Genomic DNA, 15924 nt, shown 5'->3' on the forward strand with positions numbered 1-15924 from the left:
ATAATTTAATAAAAACCCCCAAGCTCAGATCAGAGCTTGGGGGTTTTTATTTCTCCCAGAAATGCCACATTAGATAGGTTAATTTAATGTGAGTTCGATGCATAAAAAACGGCAAAAAGCTTGCTAGATATAAAATATGAGAAATTGGGCAAGTGCATTGTGAGAGGTTAAGGTCAAATACCATTTGTCAACAAGCAATAGTACTTAAAATATTGCTAAAAATCGGCTCGGAAAGATAATTTTTGAGCAGACGATGCCTTACGGCGGGCTACGCCTACGCCTCATCTTGATACGCATGATTCATTCTTGCCCAATAAGTTCAGTACAACAGTTAATTTAATTTCTTCGTTTTTCCTCAATTTTCAGCATAATTTCTAATTGAAAAAAGTAAGCTTATCTTAAACTCTCACGATGGGGCAGGTGTAATGTTGCTTTCTGGTTTGAAAGCTTATAAATACAAAATTATGAAGTCTCTCAATTAACAATTTCTACAACTATAAATTAGGTTAGCGATCGCACGAAGTAATTTAGCTGGCTCCACTGGTTTGGTGATATGCTGCCCAAATCCGGCGGTAATTGCCTGTTGATAATCAACCTCACCAGCATAAGCTGTAAGGGCGATCGCGGGAATTTTTCCTCCAAGTTCTGGTGACATAGCTCTAATCTGACGAATCAGCATATAGCCGTCTACTTCTGGCATTCCAATGTCGCTTAACAGCAAATTTGGCTGGAACTGAGGCATAATTCGTAGTGCTTCCATCGCAGATGCCGCCTGGATTACTACCGCGCCAGATTGCTCCAAAATGAAAGCAATTAACTCTCGTGTATCTCGCTCATCATCCACAAGCAGAACTTTCAACCCCTTGAAATCGGGCAAATTATCAGCTTGAGAGGCTATCTGATGGCTATTTAGATCGATCTGGATGAGCGGTAGCATGACTGTAAAGGTTGCTCCCTGTTCTTCACCCAAACTTTCTGCCTTAACTGTGCCACCGTGTAGCTCAATAATGTGACGAACAATAGCTAATCCTAAGCCCAGTCCGCCGAATTTTCTAGTGGTTGCGCCATCAGCTTGTCGAAAGTAGTCAAAGACGAATGGTAAAAAGTCAGGGCTAATTCCCTTACCTGTATCACTGACTCGCAATTGAACTTGAGAACCAACAGACTCTAAACTGATTTCTATTTCTCCACCTTGAGGTGTAAACTTAATAGCATTGGAAACTAGATTCCAGATAACTTGCTGCAAGCGATTAGAATCACCTGTAACTAAAAATTTAGAATTTGAAGTTTGGCATTTTAAAGTGTTAGGTTGCTGATTAAAATCGATAGAGTTTAAATTTCTTTGAGAATTTTCTAATCCAAAATCCTTCGATGGTTCCTGAGTCTTGTCCTTCGCGTAGCGTCCCGCAGGTAAGGACTGAGTGCTTGCGTCGAAGTCTAAAATCGTAAATTGCAAATCGATCGATTTGGCTTCAGCGGCTAGACGTACAGTTTCTATTGCTGCGGCGATCGCAGTTTCTAGATTTACAGGAGTAATATTCAGACTCAGTTTACCTTGGAGAATGCGAGAGACATCCAGTAAATCTTCGATTAATTGGGTTTGCAGCTTGGCATTGCGCTCAATGGTTTCGAGAGCGCGAGTAGTGGTTGCTTCATCATACTTTTTCGTTTGTAGTAATTTCGACCATCCCAAAATCGGGTTTAGCGGCGTGCGAAGTTCGTGGGAAAGCACCGCCAAAAACTCATCTTTGATTCGATTAGCTTGGATTAATTCTTCTTTCCGTCGCTGTAACGAAGCCATCAACTGAGCGCGTTCCAAAGCAACCGCCACCTGATCGGAAGTTGCTTGTAATAGAGCTATTTCCCCAGAAGTTAAATTGGTACGGGTGCGACTGGCAAAGCAGAGGACACCAAGCAGCTTTCCTTGAGCAATTAACGGTTGACCTGCATAGGCTGTAATTCCTAAAGCATGGAGGATGTTGGCATGGGGATGGGTAGAGTGCGGCACATTATTGACGACGATTTGACGGCGTTCTTGCACCACTAGTCCGCATATCCCTTGATTAAATTCCAGGTATTCAATTGCTTGAAATACTTCATCAGTAATGCCGTTCCAAGCTACTAACCGAAGTTTCTGCTTATTTTCGTGTGTATCGATTAAATAGTGAAAGTAACAGTGCAAATCCATTTGCGCCGAGAGTTTGTTAAACAAGCTGTTCATTAGATCCAAAGGGCGCTCGGTTGAAAGCAAATCACTGGTCGTTTCCGAAAGCAGTTTAAGTCTTTCACTGCGTTCTTGTAAGGCTTGTTCTGCAAGCTGACGTTCGCGAAGGGCGCGTTCGCGTTCGGTAATGTCAATTGCAACCCCTCCTACCAAACGTTGACCAGAGGCATCGGCAATGGGAAACTTATAAACAAAAAATTCGCCAAGGGTGCCATCTGTGCGTGGGGCAGACTCAATCGTTTGAACAACCTGATTCCTTTCGGCAACTATTCTAATGTTATCGAGGAGGGGTTGAGCAATTTGGACTGGGTATAGGTCAAAAATGTTTTTATCGATCGCCTTATTTGTTGCTACATTGAACGTGCTTAAATAAGTTGGACTGAGATAAAGTACGCGTCCGTATGCATTCGTAATCCATGCGGCGGCAGGAATATTATCCATAAAAGCTTGAAATTGCTCTTGGCTCTGACTCAGTGCTTTTTTAGCTTGTTTGAGATCGCTAATATCCAGAATGAATGCGATTGATTTATGCCGAGATTCTCCTAAAAGGGAGTAGCCAACTACAACTGGGACGCTGGAACCATCTTTGCGAATAAATTCCTTCTCATAAGGAGTACAGGTTCCCTTCGCTATTGCTTCGGCAATAGCCAATTCGTCTAAATATTGATACTCAGGTGGCGTGATATCAGTCCAGCTTAATCTACCTGCTTGGATATCCTCTTGGGTATAGCCGACAATTCGCAAAAACTCGTCATTGGCTTCAGTGATGCTACCATTCACATCACCGAAGAGAATGCCAACTATATTTGCTTTCACAAAACTCCTGAGCCGTTCCTCACTTGCTTGGATTGCTGCTTCTACCTGTTTGCGTTCGCTGATATCTGTAGTGCTGCCAACTAAACGTACTGGCTTTCCATTAGCATTCCGTTGCACCACTATTCCTCGATCTAATACATAGATATACTGATTGTTTTTGTTACGAATTCGGTATTCGGCAGCATAGCGATCGCTATTTCCCAAAGCAAGTATCGCCTCTTGTACGCTTGGCAAATCTTCTGGATGAACAAGCTCACACCACCAATTACCAGTTGCTTCAGCTTCTGCGAGGGAATAGCCCAAAATTCGAGTTAACCCATCAGTTCTTTCAACGCTATCTTGTTCTATATTCCAGTCATAAATCAGACAATTGACCGCAGATGCGGCTAACTCAAACCGCTCGTTCGCTAATCTCAGACGCTCCTCTTTCTGTCGCAAAGTTTGTTCTACTTGTTTGCGTTCAGTGATGTCGCGAAAGAAAATGTCAAGACCATCTTCACTGGGATAGGCGTGAATCTCTAGCCACAAGTCATATTTGGATGGTAAGTAGTAGTGATACTCGAAATGGACGGGAATTTGCTCTGCCATCGCCCGCCGATAATTTAGCTCCAAATTTGTGCCTAATGATATAGGCCACTCCTCCCAGTGCGACTTACCAATGACCTCTGTGCGGGGTTTACCGTTAATTCGCTCTGCTTGGGCATTTTGGTAGATGATTCGCCAATCTCGGTCTAGAGTCATAAATGCATCACTCATGTTTTCTAGAGTGCGTGTGTTCCGCTGATTGGCTTGCTGTAATGCCGCTTCTGCTTGTTTGCGTTCGCGTAGCGCAGCTTGCTGTTCGCTCAAATCAACAGCAAAGGCAATGACCGTTTCTTGAGTGTCTCCTAGCATTACAGAACCAAGCAGAACCGGAATGCGATCGCCATCTTTACGAATGTATTCTTTCTCAAAAGGCTTACATATTCCAGTAGTTTTTACCTCTTCCACCGAACGTTCGCTCAAAAGAAGATATTCAGGTGGGGTAATCTCGCGCCAGTTTATTTGGTTAGCAGAAAAATCTTCTCGCGTATAGCCGATCATCTTCAGAAAAGCATCATTGGCTTCGACGATGCAGCCGTTGTTCATATTAGTTACGATTACCCCAATGATGTTGGATTCTGCCAATCGGCTAAACCGCATTTCGCTATTTTGCAACAATTTGAGGCTTGTCTCTGCTTTGCGTCTAGCAGTTCGCAACTCTGAAGAAAGCGCAGTAATTAAGAAGGATACTAGTGAGAATGTGGTTAATCGTACCAGGACTTTCAGGCTGAGAAAATCGAAGGAGTAGACTGGATCGATTAAAAAATAGAGCGCAGTTGTCACAGATAAAGCGATCGCTAGCACTCCTAGTCTCATACCACCATACCAGGCGCTAACTGCCACAACAGCATAAAATAATGTAAATACGCTCGGATCGAAAACTGGCAGTAACACTTTTGTCAACAGCATTGCCGTCATGACTGCCAGAATCATCACACTAAAAGCTATGAACCGAGAACGCATCATCAAAATTTTTTCAGGTACTTTCACCATCATCTTAAGAGTCCTCCCGTTGCTCCAATTTTGGGAGATACTCATTCGCTAATCTTTTGTCTGCTTTGCCCATCTTCTCTAACATTTCTTCAATCAGCTTTAGTGCCATCTGTGAAGGCACTGTAGCTCCGTTCTCCCAACGATTGATTGTTCGTAGGGAAACTCCTAACTTAGCTGCAAACTTTTCTTGAGAGAGATCGAGTTGCTGCCGAAGTTGACGGATAAAATCTGAAATTTTGAGTGGCTTTTCTAGTTCCATAGTAGGAAGAGTAAGACAGATGTCTCGCCATTCGTCTCCAGCTTGAGGAAGAATTTAAATAATCATTAGTCGTTATCAATTTCATCTTTTGGCGAAACATCAAAATTCAGTTATCGTCTTCACGGCTTAGTGTTTAGTGTAGAAGGTATATCTAAAATAAACATTAAGTTTTGCTTGGTATGGGATAGCAAGATAGTATTATCTAAGGCAATTTGACTAAATAATTATTAGCGATCGCACACAGCCAAACAATTGCTAGTACGCCACACTTTCATGATTCATATTTAAATTAATTTGTTATATATAAAGTTAATTTTGTACTTGATAAAAGCTTTTTTATCTCGCTAGTTTAGTAACTACAGCAGTTTACAACTTCTCTACGAACGCGAACAGCATGTCGCAGACAGAGGCTACACCAAGGTGAGTACAGATAATTGTATGGGAAAACATGTTGTTATCTCTATTTTTGTACTGCATTCAACCGAACTACGTTGTCAATCTAAAATAGATTCTAAAATATGTAGTTAGTTTTACTTCTATGGTCAGATGCCAGTCAAAAAATTAGAAAGTTACGATCCACTATTGATAAAACTTTTGCCTAATCCTCATCTTTAACTGTTTTGATTAATCAACACTCCGAAAACTTATTAAACAGTCAACAGGAAAATTCACCAGATGAAGGCTATATATTTAACTGGTTTGATTGGTTTTGTCTTTGGTATCCTCCAGGGTGGTTAATTTTATTCAACCGCCATTGGCAGCACTATCACACAGATCCAGATGGTTGGAATTGGCTAGAATATGGATTATTTTTAATTCCTGGCGGATTTTATCTAGCGTTGCTGAGTCGCTGGTTGCGTTTGGGTTTTCGTTCACCTCGAAAAGAAGTTGGTGAATTCGCTCCTAAATATCAACAAGCTTTTGGCAAAGAAATTCTGGCCCCTATCGTTAAATACTATTTTCGGGGAGAGTTGCAACAAGTTGAAAACTTGCCGCCAACAGGGCCATTGATTGTGGCAATGAATCATGCCGGGATGTGTTTCCCTTGGGACTTTTTAACCTTGGCTTATTTATTAAGTGAAGCCAAAGAATGGGTAGTGCAACCCATCGCCAATCCAGTATTATTTGAGCATCCTTGGATGATTTGGTGGCTACCACCTCAATGGTCGCAGGTTTTAGGTGGTGTGCGAGCCGAATTAGATGATTTTGAGGGGGCACTTGCTGAAGGTAAAATTCTTTTATATGCACCCGAAGGTGTTCGCGGGCCTTTGAAAGGTTGGAGAAGACGCTATCAACTAGAAAAGTTTGATGTGAGCTTTATTCAGTTGAGCGATCGCTATCATATTCCCATTCTGCCAGTAGTTTGCATCGGCAGTGAATCTCTGCATCCTTGGGCCGTTAATTTCACCAAGTTACAACGACTAGTCAAACTACCATTCTTACCTTTGTCGCTTTTGATGTTTGCCTTACTTCTGTTTCCCTCAATGGGAATTTGGGCAATGAGAACTCGTTTGCGTTACTTTATTAGCCCTTTGCAACCAGTAGAATTGGACAACCACTCAAAGAAAGGGCGTGCAGCAGCTTATCAACAAGCGCAACAATTAAGAGACAAACTGCAACTTCAAATTAATCATTTTTTGGGCATATTTTAAGCATATTGTTATAGTAGGACAATAAACGAAACGAAACTAAGAAACTTAGCAATTAATTTCTTACCAAGGATTGGCACAATCCCTGTATAGCAAAGAATTTGAAAGCCAGTATTGTGCAACTTGGTTTCTGTCCCAAACGTCTTGACTTTTTTTGTTACGAATGCTTATCCGTTAGTAACGACAACTTATGTATTCTTACCAATACAACCTGTTTTGTTACCAACACTTATTCGTTAGTAACGACAGCTTGTCCGTTTGTTACTAACATAACCTGTTTCGTTGCCAATGCTTATCCGTTAGTAACTGACTCCATTGAGGAAGCACCAAAACGATAGCCTTTGCCGTAGACTGTGTGAATCAGCGCAGTTTCTTTACCTACCTCAATCTTACGGCGCAGCAAACGAATTAATGCCGCTATCACATTACTACTAGGTTCTTCTTCTTGCCACAAATTTTGCATAATCTGACCATGAGTTAAAAGTTGTCCAGTGTGTTCCATAAAGTATTGCAACAACTGGCTTTCCTTTTGCGATAGCTCAATTATTCGTCCTTGGCGATAGGCTACTTGATTTTCACAATCCAGTTCTAAATCAGCGACGGTTAAACGTCCGCTGGTAGTTTCATAAGTTTGAGTACCGGAACGACGCAATAAAGCACGGACTCTTGCTAATAACTCCCGCAGTTCAAAAGGTTTAACCAAATAGTCGTCCGCACCAGCATCTAAACCTTGTACGCGGTCATCAAGAGTATCTTTAGCCGTAAGGAACAATACGGGAGTGGTTTTGCTTTGGCGGCGCAATTCCTGACAAATCTCTAACCCCGTTTTTCCTGGCAGCATCCAATCTAAAATAAGTAGGTCATAACTGCCTGCCCGTGCAAGTTCGCTGCCAGATGTCCCATCATAAACGGCATCTACAGCGTAACCCTCACGAGTTAACAAGCGGCTCAAAGGTTGAGTTAGTTCAACTTCATCATCAACTAATAAAATTCTCATGCTGCTTGTGGTAAGCATATAGAGATATTCTCAATATTATTCAACTACCAAGACGCTAAGGATACCAATAACAAAAATGCTGACTGTTGCATTGCCAAAAGGGGAACTACTTAAAAATAGCATCCGCTTGCTACAAGCTGTCGGATTAGATTTTAGTGCTTTTTTAGATTCAGGAACTCGCCAACTTCAAATTCCTGATACTAAAGGAGTTGCAAAAGCTTTACTGGTGCGGGCGCAAGATGTGCCCGTTTATGTGGAATATGGTCAAGCACAACTAGGGGTTGTTGGTTATGATGTGCTGCGGGAGAAGCAGCCGCAAGTTGCTCACTTGGTAGATTTGCAGTTTGGTCATTGTCGGATGTCAGTGGCGGTAAAAGAATCAAGTGCTTACCGATCGCCTTTAGATTTACCACCGCATGGTAGAGTTGCTTCAAAATATGTCAATTGCGCTCGTGAATATTTCCATAGTCTGGATTTACCTGTGGAAATAGTGCCATTGTATGGTTCAGTAGAGCTAGGCCCGATTACTGGAATGTCAGAAGCGATCGTAGATTTGGTTTCTACAGGGCGGACTTTACGCGAAAATGGTTTGATTGAAATTGCTAGTCTGTATGAAAGCACGGCGCGATTGATTGCTCATCCTCTGAGTTACCGCCTGAATACAGGTAATCTGAGTGATGTGATTGACAAGCTGCGCGAGGCCGTTTTGGTAGAGGTTTAATAAGCTAAAAATCTTTTAATTTGCATCTTCCAAAAAAATAAATCTCTTGTGAGGTGGGCATCTTGCCCGCCCTAGTTGTGCAAATTAAAGCAAGGGCAGCTTATCATTTGTAATTTGTAATAACGCTTCTTTAGATGCTCGTTCCTAACATCCTTGGGTAAAGACGCGATGAATCGCGTCTCTACAAATGGTCTATTTGTCGTATTCTTTTTTAAAATTGATATAACTTCTGGCTAGAGACTAGGTTTTAAAAGCCCTTATCTTTTGTTGCATAAAACGCGTAGAAACTCATCACATACAAAGATTAAATTTTTGATTTAACCTTTCAGCAAATGGAATCAAAGTTATATTGATATTATTTTTGCAGACAAAGTAATATTTTTTTTAGCGTTAAAATTGGATGCGATCGCCAAGAATTTAACCAGTATTCTTTTGAAAGAATGTTGATAATTAAAAGTAATTTAAAATTATTAAGACGTAATCTGATGATATTCAGTCAAAAAAAGTAGGTGAAAAGATGTTTCAAGCTACTCGCCGCCGTCTTGCAATTTGGTACACTGCGGTCACTGCTGTATTACTGCTACTGTTTGCCAGTGGCGTTTATTTATACTTTCGTACTACACTGATTGAGCGGATTGATGACACCCTTAACCATGTAGTGGAAATAGTAGAGCGTTGTCTCACAAGCAGTGGTTGTGCATCTACACTAATATTTGAGCCAATTAATACTGATGCAGATAAATTTCGCATTAATGTAGAAGCCAGTTTTGGTAATAATACCGACGCTGTAGAAGATGACCACATTGATTTAGAATGGTTTAGTCCAACTGGTAAATTACTTTGGTCAACGCTATCTGAACCCCTAAATATTCCCATTCGTGTCAATCGCACTGGTGAAACTGTACGCGTAGTCAAAGCAGAGAGTGAAAATTCAAAATTCAAAATTCCTAACTCCCCACTCTTATTACGACAAGTCACCCAACGCGTAGAAGTGAAACGACAAGTATTAGGATATCTGCGCGTTAGTCATCCTTGGTTTGAAGTTACTAAACCTAGTCGCCAGTTAATTTTTGATTTGGCATTAGGTATTGGGTTAATGTTGCTTTCTGTAGGTGCAAGTGGTTGGTTTCTTTCGGGTAAAGCGATGGAACCGGTGGGTGAATCTTATCAACGTCTTAAACAATTCACTGCTGATGCTTCCCACGAACTGAGAAGTCCGATTACTTTGATTCAAACTAATGTCCAAGTTGCCCTTGCTGACTTGGATTTAGCCGAGACAGAAACGACTACTTCTTTGCAATATCGACAACAGTTAAAGGTGGTGGAACGGTTAACGCAGCGTTTGGGTAAGTTAGTCAATGACTTACTCTTCCTAGCACGACAGGATAGTGGTATTAGCAAAGATACTTTTTCACCTTGTCCGTTGGACGCTTTGCTAATAGAGGTGGTTGAAGAACAACAATTGTTAATCCCTGAGAAAGAAATCGCCCTTTCTCTAGACTTAGTTGACCCTCCTATCTCTGAAACTAGCCCCGAATTACTGGAGAATTGGTTCACTCTTGTAGGTAATTGGGATCAATTGGTGCGACTATTCACAAATTTAATTGCTAACGCTTTGCATTACACTCCAGCAGGTGGACGAGTGAAAGTGGAATTGGCGCGGATAGAAGGAATAAATCGTGTTTCTGGACTACGTAACACCAGTGCCCAGTTGCAAGTTAAGGTGAGTGATACCGGAGTTGGAATTCCAGCCGAAGCCCTACCACGCTTATTTGACCGCTTTTATCGAGTAGATCCGGCACGTACTCATAGGGCGGGGAATACAGCCACAGCCAGCGCTACAGGTTCAGGATTGGGATTAGCGATCGCTCAAGCTATTGTCGAACATCATCACGGTTATATTCAAGTTGAAAGTACCCAAGGCATTGGCACTACCTTTACTATCACTTTGCCAATAACTTTTGAGTATTAATTTGCTAATAAATTTTTCTTTCTTGTGATAGATGTAAAATTTTAATTTATTCAAATTGACCTTAGTTATTAGCGCGAAAATTTATTTTTTAGCAGTATATTGAATTAGATTATTACACAAAGTGCTTAATGACAATGATTAAGACTTTAAATCTTGAGAATGAAATATTTTCATTTTTTTTAGATAATTTTCGTATCCTTAGCTAGATGCGATAAATCGAGTAGTTTGTTAAAAACTTAAATATACTCAACGACCGATAAAACCTAATTTAATTTCCGGTTGGAGAAATTCTTTGTAACAAAAATTGAACTTTTTTTTAGGAGTTAAGAACAAATATGAAGTCTCAAAATTTCCGCAAGTCTGGCAAGTTATTTGGCGCTCTTTGTGGGGGGTTGCTAATTAGTCTGCCAGCAATTCCTCAAGCATTAGCACAAGAATCTACTGTTAAGGTTAACCCAAGTCCTAGCATTTTTAGCGAACCACCCTACAACCGCTCTCAAGCTCCCGGATCGCCGGAATCAGGTGTCACACCACCTCGCCCAGTTCCTCCGGCTGAAGGGCAAGTGTCTCCCGTACCACCACGCCCAATTCCTCCGGCTGAGGGGCAAGTGTCTCCCGTACCACCACGCCCAATTCCTGGCGATCGAACTCAACAGCCTTCACCACCTGCGGTTTCCAATGACCAACAACCACTGGTAGAACCACGCCAAACCCCCAGTGCGACGATCGCACTCACTAATGGTATGGTTAATATCAGGTTGGTGAATAATACTGCGGCTAAGATAACTTTCCAAGTGATTGGTGATACGGCACCGCGATCGCTAGAAGGTAAGTCAGATGTAACGCTGCAAGCTTTAAAAGCACCAGTAACAGTAACATTTGAACGACAAGATGGCGGACAGTTAATAGTGACTCCACAAGGTTCTTCAGAGCCAGGAAGCTTGGAAGTTACATTTAAAGAAGCCACCAATGCAACACAGGGCAGAAGTGCTATGAGAATTGAACGAAACGGTTCAGTGTTCTTGAATTAGTAAGGCTAAGGCGTGGATTAACTTATACAAAACTGTAGGGGCAATTCATGAATTACCCCTACTTTGAATAATGCAAAAGATTTTCGGTGTCTTACTGCTACTTTCGCTGAAGCATTTTAGTTAATTGATCCCGCAATTGCACTTCTTGCCTGCTATCTTGCAATGTCTGCGCCAGTATAATTGCCCTTTCGTAAAAATTGCGGGCAGTTAGGTAGTTACCTTGTTGCTTATATAACTGGGCATAAGATTCAAAAGATTTTAATTCTTCGCGTAAATTTTGCAATTCTTTCGCGAGTCCTAAACGCTGCTCTAGTAAGTCAAAGGCGCGTTCGTAACGTCCTACAGCAGTGTGAGCCGTAACTAAACCGTCAATTGCCCGTAATTGATTAGGGCGATCGCGGTTGGTTTTAGCTGTCCGCATTGCTTCACCATAAGTAGCAATGGTATCTTGATAATTTCCAGATGCTAAATAAGCATCTCCTAAATTATTCAAGGTATTTGCTTCACCGATGGCATCGCCAGTCTGACGGCGGAAAATTAAAGCGTTTTCATATAGTTTAATCGCCTTGTTATAATCTCCCAACCTGGCACTTACCAAGCCCAAATTACTCAAAGACAGTCCTTCACCTTCAATATTTTTGACACCGTGAGCAATTGTGAGTGCATCTTCAACTGTTTTACCAGCAGCAGCAAATTCGCCTTTTTGCAGCAGAAATGTACCAATATTATTCAGCACAAAAATCTGAGATTGGAAATCTTTAATATCACGAGCGATCGCTAATCCTCTTCTGAAAGCATCTTCTGCCTCTTTTGAACTACCAAGCTGCACATAAGCCTTAGCAAGCAAATTGTATGTCAAACCTTGTGCTTTCAGGTCGCCAATGGAATGATATAGTTCTAATGCTCGCAAACAAGACGCAATTGTTTTGTCGGCATGTCCTGAAGCGTATTCTTGTTCAGCAATACGCAGCAAACTGTCTGCTTCATCTCTTGATTGTCGCCCAACGGAATTATTTAAAGGGCGATGGAGTTGTTCGGTAATATCAACCGCACCCGCTACAGGACTCAGCAAAAAAGCTAACAGTAAAAAGCTGTGTAAAAGTACCTGGGGAGAAGAAATCGCACCTACACAAATTAAGCCTACCTTTTGGCAGGGAAATACAAGCCGTTGTTTCATAAAAATTACCCGTAAAGTTGCGGGTTTAAGTAGAAGGTCTAAGAAAAAGTTTTAAGTTTTAAAATTGAAGACAATTAATATACGCATTTCTACTTAAGTTCTGATTGAGCTAAATCTTCTCCAAAGTATATAGTGCGGATATCTGTAGGCAATTTGTCCTCTAGCATACGATAGCCTTCTTGGAGAAAATTGGCTACTTCATGAGGAGCGATCGCTTCTCCTTCAGCTTGTAGATAAGCAGCGATTCTAGTTTCACTCCAATGGAAAGTTTGAGCCATTAATACAATTAATCGTAAAACTGGCGGTAGTTGGTCTAACGCCTGTTGTACATAGCACCATAGCGGCGGTGAAGTCGCTTGCAGAGAATAATGAATTGCTTCTGTGGGCGGTAGTTTAATCTCATTTATACAGAAAGCTGTCATATTAATTAACCAATTTTGCATGGTCAAAGCTTCCTCACCTGATTCAGAGTCAGTTAACTTTAGTCCACCGAGTTCGTAATAAATATGTCGCCAAGTCAGGGCAAACAGATAATCTGCCTGCACAGGCGATCGCGCCGAATGCCGAATTAAGGTGTAGACTATGGGGCTATAACGGCAAAAAATCACCGTAAAGTACTTTCCAGCATCTGGATAGCGCTGAAACAGAGTTAGTAGTTCATGGTCGCTGTGATGGAACAGCGACTTCACCAGTGGGTGATTAGCTTCGGGAAAATGAGGAATTTGCACAAGTCTTGGAGTTGATAATTGTTAAAATAGTTTTGGGAATTGCACTCCCCTAGTTAATCGCATAATATCTTGGTGTTGCTCAGTTTGTAGATGAGACTCAGACTAGTTGAGTATTGATAAACTAAAAACAAGGACTTAATTTTAGTCTTAATCGACAATCATAAAATCAACTCTCTTAAAGAATCCTTATTTGTTCATGGTTATAGAAGTTAGCGTGGTATCGTTCCTGCTCAGTCCCCTTACTTTAGGCTCCTTTCTGCCTTCCCTGCCCTTAGATAGCCTGTTCTCCACCCAAGGCATTATGGTGATGCTGCTAGCAGCTTACGCTGGTGCTATGTGGATGTTTCTCACCAGTGCCCCAAAAGTACACACAGTAATGGTGTCAGATTTGGAGATTGCCCGACAATTGTATGAAGGGCTGCTAGATTTGCCAGCAGCTGAGGTGCCATTGCACTACTACTACAACTACGAACAAACTATAGGCGCAACTGGCATCGATCCGTTATATATGTCTACTGGGCCGAGCTTGTCTAGCAAAATGATGAATAATGCTAACGATGGGCTGTGGTATCAATTGAAGAAAAACACCCAGCTACACGTCATTACTGGTGCGAGTTTAGGTAGCAAAAATCAGCAACGCCACGTTTGTTTTGACCACGACTGCCTGGAAATGATTTTAATGCGAATCGAAATGCGCGGTTTGAAATTGAAGATTCGTAACCACAAACCCCTGAACTTTTTAGTCAAGGACTATGAAGGGCGAGTTATCGAAGTGGCTGAAGTAGCGAATTAGTAGTTAATGATTAGATTATTTTAGGTTGGGTGGGGCGAGCGCTCCACCCAATATTTTTGGAATTTAGATTTTGGATTTTAGATTGACTCCCGGCTTGGCTCCTTCCTAATTAATGTCCCATTTCCACCCAGGCTAAAATAGGTAAATCCCCTAACAAAGATGATTTATGAACCAGCCGATATCTGAGAGAGTGCGCTGGACTACCGCCGATTTAGAGTTGTTTCCAGATAACGGGAATCGCTATGAAATTATTGACGGAGAATTATTTGTGACCAAAGCGCCTCACTGGAATCATCAAAAAACATGTGTCAGAATTATTACTCCATTGCATATTTGGTCACAAGCTACTTCTTTGGGACAGGTCGTACCTGCTCCAGGAATAATTTTTGGCGATAATGATAATGTTATTCCCGATGTTGTCTGGGCTAGCAACGAGAGATTACCCCTACTTTTAGACGAGGCTGGGCATTTGACTGGTGCGCCAGAACTGGTTATAGAAGTACTATCTGCTGGTAGTGAAAATGAAAAGCGGGACAGAGAACTAAAACTTAAGCTCTACTCATCACGAGGTGTCAGAGAATATTGGATTGTAGATTGGCGTAAACAACAGGTGGAAGTATATCGACGCGAACAAGCGAGTTTAAAGTTAGTTGCTACGTTATTCAATGGTGATGAATTGAGTTCACCCATATTACCTAATTTTACTTGTGCGATCGCACAACTATTTAATTAATATAAAATTACGAATTAGTTAACTGTGCTGTAAAAATTCAACTTTGGGCAATAACGGGTCAGTTACAATGCCCACACCGCTAAAACCCCAGCGTTTAAGCAAGTTCCCCAACTGTGTACGCGCAATAGATTCCACCGCAAAGCGATTTGCCACTTCTGCTGCGTGGGTGTTGAGATAGCTAAGGGCGTCAAAGTTTTCTTGAAACAGCAATAAATAACCCGATGTTTCAGCATCAGGACGAGCTATCAGATAATTCCCGTCAGTTTTTGAGCGCACCAAGTAATAGACATCGGACAACATGGAAATGAAGTTTGTTAGGGAGAAAAAAGTCCTTCAAATAAAAAACATAGAGGAATATCGCACAACTTTAATTTCCGAATATCCCTCATTGCTTTAATATCTACAATGTAATGTGAAATAAATATTTATCCAAATTTGCCGCTGACGTAATCTCTGGTATCTTCCTGCTGAGGATTGTTGAAAATCACTTCTGTTGCATCATACTCTACCATATAGCCATTACGGGTTCCTGTTTCTGAAGTCCGAACATTAAAAAAGGCTGTCTTATCAGAAACACGCGCTGCTTGCTGCATGTTATGGGTGACAATGACAATAGTATATTGCTCTTTAAGTTCGTGAATCAGTTCTTCAACACGCAAGGTGGAAATGGGGTCAAGAGCGGAGCAAGGTTCATCCATCAGGATAATTTCAGGTTGTACTGCGATCGCACGAGCAATACATAATCGTTGTTGTTGTCCACCAGATAAAGACGAGCCACTTTGCTGTAGTTTATCTTTGACTTCATCCCACAAAGCTGCTTTTCTAAGACTGCTTTCTACTAGTTCATCTAAATTACCTTTATAGCCGTTGATTTTAGCTCCAAAAGTAATATTGTCATAAATTGATTTGGGAAATGGGTTTGGTCTTTGAAACACCATCCCAATTCTCCGACGCACTTCTACAGGATCGATGTCGGATGCATACAAATTTTTATCGTAAAAAAGTATTTTACCTTCTGCCCGAAATGATTCAATTAGGTCATTGAGACGGTTATAGCATCGCAACAACGTACTTTTACCACAACCAGAAGGGCCGATAAAAGCAGTCACCTGATTTTTCGGTATATCTAGCCAAATATTCTGTAAGGCTAAAAACTTGCCATAGTAAACGTTGAGATTTTCAGTGCGTAAAACGGTTTCAGTGTCATTCACTGTCCTAGTATTGGTAGGCATAAAATAAATTTAGTGTT

The 15924-nt window shown here is 41.3% G+C and carries 13 protein-coding genes; 6 read left to right on the plus strand and 7 right to left on the minus strand.

What is annotated here, in order from left to right; all coding sequences use genetic code 11:
• Positions 1-478 precede the first annotated feature (478 nt).
• The gene (locus tag RMZ42_RS32415; protein ID WP_322675280.1) at positions 479-4618 is read right to left on the minus strand and encodes a PAS domain S-box protein; all 4140 of its coding nucleotides are present in this window, start codon (positions 4616-4618) and stop codon (positions 479-481) included.
• 1 nt (position 4619) lies between these two features.
• Positions 4620-4874, minus strand: coding sequence for a helix-turn-helix transcriptional regulator (locus RMZ42_RS32420; protein WP_322675281.1), 255 nt, complete (start codon positions 4872-4874; stop codon positions 4620-4622).
• Positions 4875-5494: 620 nt separating this feature from the next.
• On the opposite strand from RMZ42_RS32420, the gene RMZ42_RS32425 reads away from it, so the two are divergent.
• Entirely contained in the window at positions 5495-6526 is a 1032-nt protein-coding gene (locus RMZ42_RS32425) for a 1-acyl-sn-glycerol-3-phosphate acyltransferase (protein WP_322675282.1), read from the plus strand.
• A gap of 289 nt (positions 6527-6815) precedes the next feature.
• Here the strand turns inward: RMZ42_RS32425 and rppA are convergent, their stop codons facing one another.
• Positions 6816-7520 carry a two-component system response regulator RppA gene (rppA, locus tag RMZ42_RS32430; protein WP_322675304.1) on the minus strand — a complete coding sequence of 235 codons (705 nt, stop codon included), beginning with the start codon at positions 7518-7520 and terminating at the stop codon, positions 6816-6818.
• A 76-nt stretch (positions 7521-7596) separates the two neighbouring features.
• Between rppA and hisG the strand changes: the two genes are divergently transcribed.
• The 3 genes from hisG (at position 7597) to RMZ42_RS32445 (ending at position 11244) form a co-directional block, all read left to right on the plus strand.
• Positions 7597-8241 (plus strand): ATP phosphoribosyltransferase, encoded by a 645-nt coding sequence (hisG, locus tag RMZ42_RS32435; protein ID WP_322675283.1) that lies wholly within the window; start codon positions 7597-7599, stop codon positions 8239-8241.
• 517 nt (positions 8242-8758) lie between these two features.
• Positions 8759-10213 carry a sensor histidine kinase gene (locus RMZ42_RS32440; RefSeq protein ID WP_322675284.1) on the plus strand — a complete coding sequence of 485 codons (1455 nt, stop codon included), beginning with the start codon at positions 8759-8761 and terminating at the stop codon, positions 10211-10213.
• Positions 10214-10548: 335 nt separating this feature from the next.
• Positions 10549-11244: a hypothetical protein gene (locus RMZ42_RS32445; protein WP_322675285.1), complete on the plus strand. Its 696-nt coding sequence runs from the start codon at positions 10549-10551 to the stop codon at positions 11242-11244.
• Between the two features lie 97 nt (positions 11245-11341).
• On the opposite strand, the gene RMZ42_RS32450 is transcribed toward RMZ42_RS32445, so the two are convergent.
• Complete coding sequence (locus tag RMZ42_RS32450; protein WP_322675286.1) at positions 11342-12421, minus strand: tetratricopeptide repeat protein; 1080 nt, start codon at positions 12419-12421, stop codon at positions 11342-11344.
• A gap of 89 nt (positions 12422-12510) precedes the next feature.
• Complete coding sequence (locus RMZ42_RS32455; protein WP_322675287.1) at positions 12511-13149, minus strand: sigma-70 family RNA polymerase sigma factor; 639 nt, start codon at positions 13147-13149, stop codon at positions 12511-12513.
• A 196-nt stretch (positions 13150-13345) separates the two neighbouring features.
• On the opposite strand from RMZ42_RS32455, the gene RMZ42_RS32460 reads away from it, so the two are divergent.
• Together RMZ42_RS32460 and RMZ42_RS32465 are read left to right on the plus strand one after the other, a co-directional pair.
• Positions 13346-13942 carry a glyoxalase-like domain protein gene (locus tag RMZ42_RS32460; RefSeq protein WP_322675288.1) on the plus strand — a complete coding sequence of 199 codons (597 nt, stop codon included), beginning with the start codon at positions 13346-13348 and terminating at the stop codon, positions 13940-13942.
• A gap of 166 nt (positions 13943-14108) precedes the next feature.
• Entirely contained in the window at positions 14109-14675 is a 567-nt protein-coding gene (locus RMZ42_RS32465) for a Uma2 family endonuclease (protein ID WP_322675289.1), read from the plus strand.
• Between the two features lie 18 nt (positions 14676-14693).
• Here the strand turns inward: RMZ42_RS32465 and RMZ42_RS32470 are convergent, their stop codons facing one another.
• Together RMZ42_RS32470 and pstB are read right to left on the minus strand one after the other, a co-directional pair.
• A complete protein-coding gene (locus RMZ42_RS32470; RefSeq protein WP_094351110.1) occupies positions 14694-14975 on the minus strand; it encodes a hypothetical protein in 282 nt (93 codons plus the stop codon).
• A 125-nt stretch (positions 14976-15100) separates the two neighbouring features.
• A complete protein-coding gene (gene pstB / locus RMZ42_RS32475; RefSeq protein ID WP_322675290.1) occupies positions 15101-15907 on the minus strand; it encodes a phosphate ABC transporter ATP-binding protein PstB in 807 nt (268 codons plus the stop codon).
• Between the last annotated feature and the right edge of the window lie 17 nt (positions 15908-15924).

This window comes from Nostoc sp. DedQUE05, from assembly GCF_034530955.1.
In the GTDB taxonomy this organism is placed as follows: Bacteria; Cyanobacteriota; Cyanobacteriia; order Cyanobacteriales; family Nostocaceae; genus Nostoc.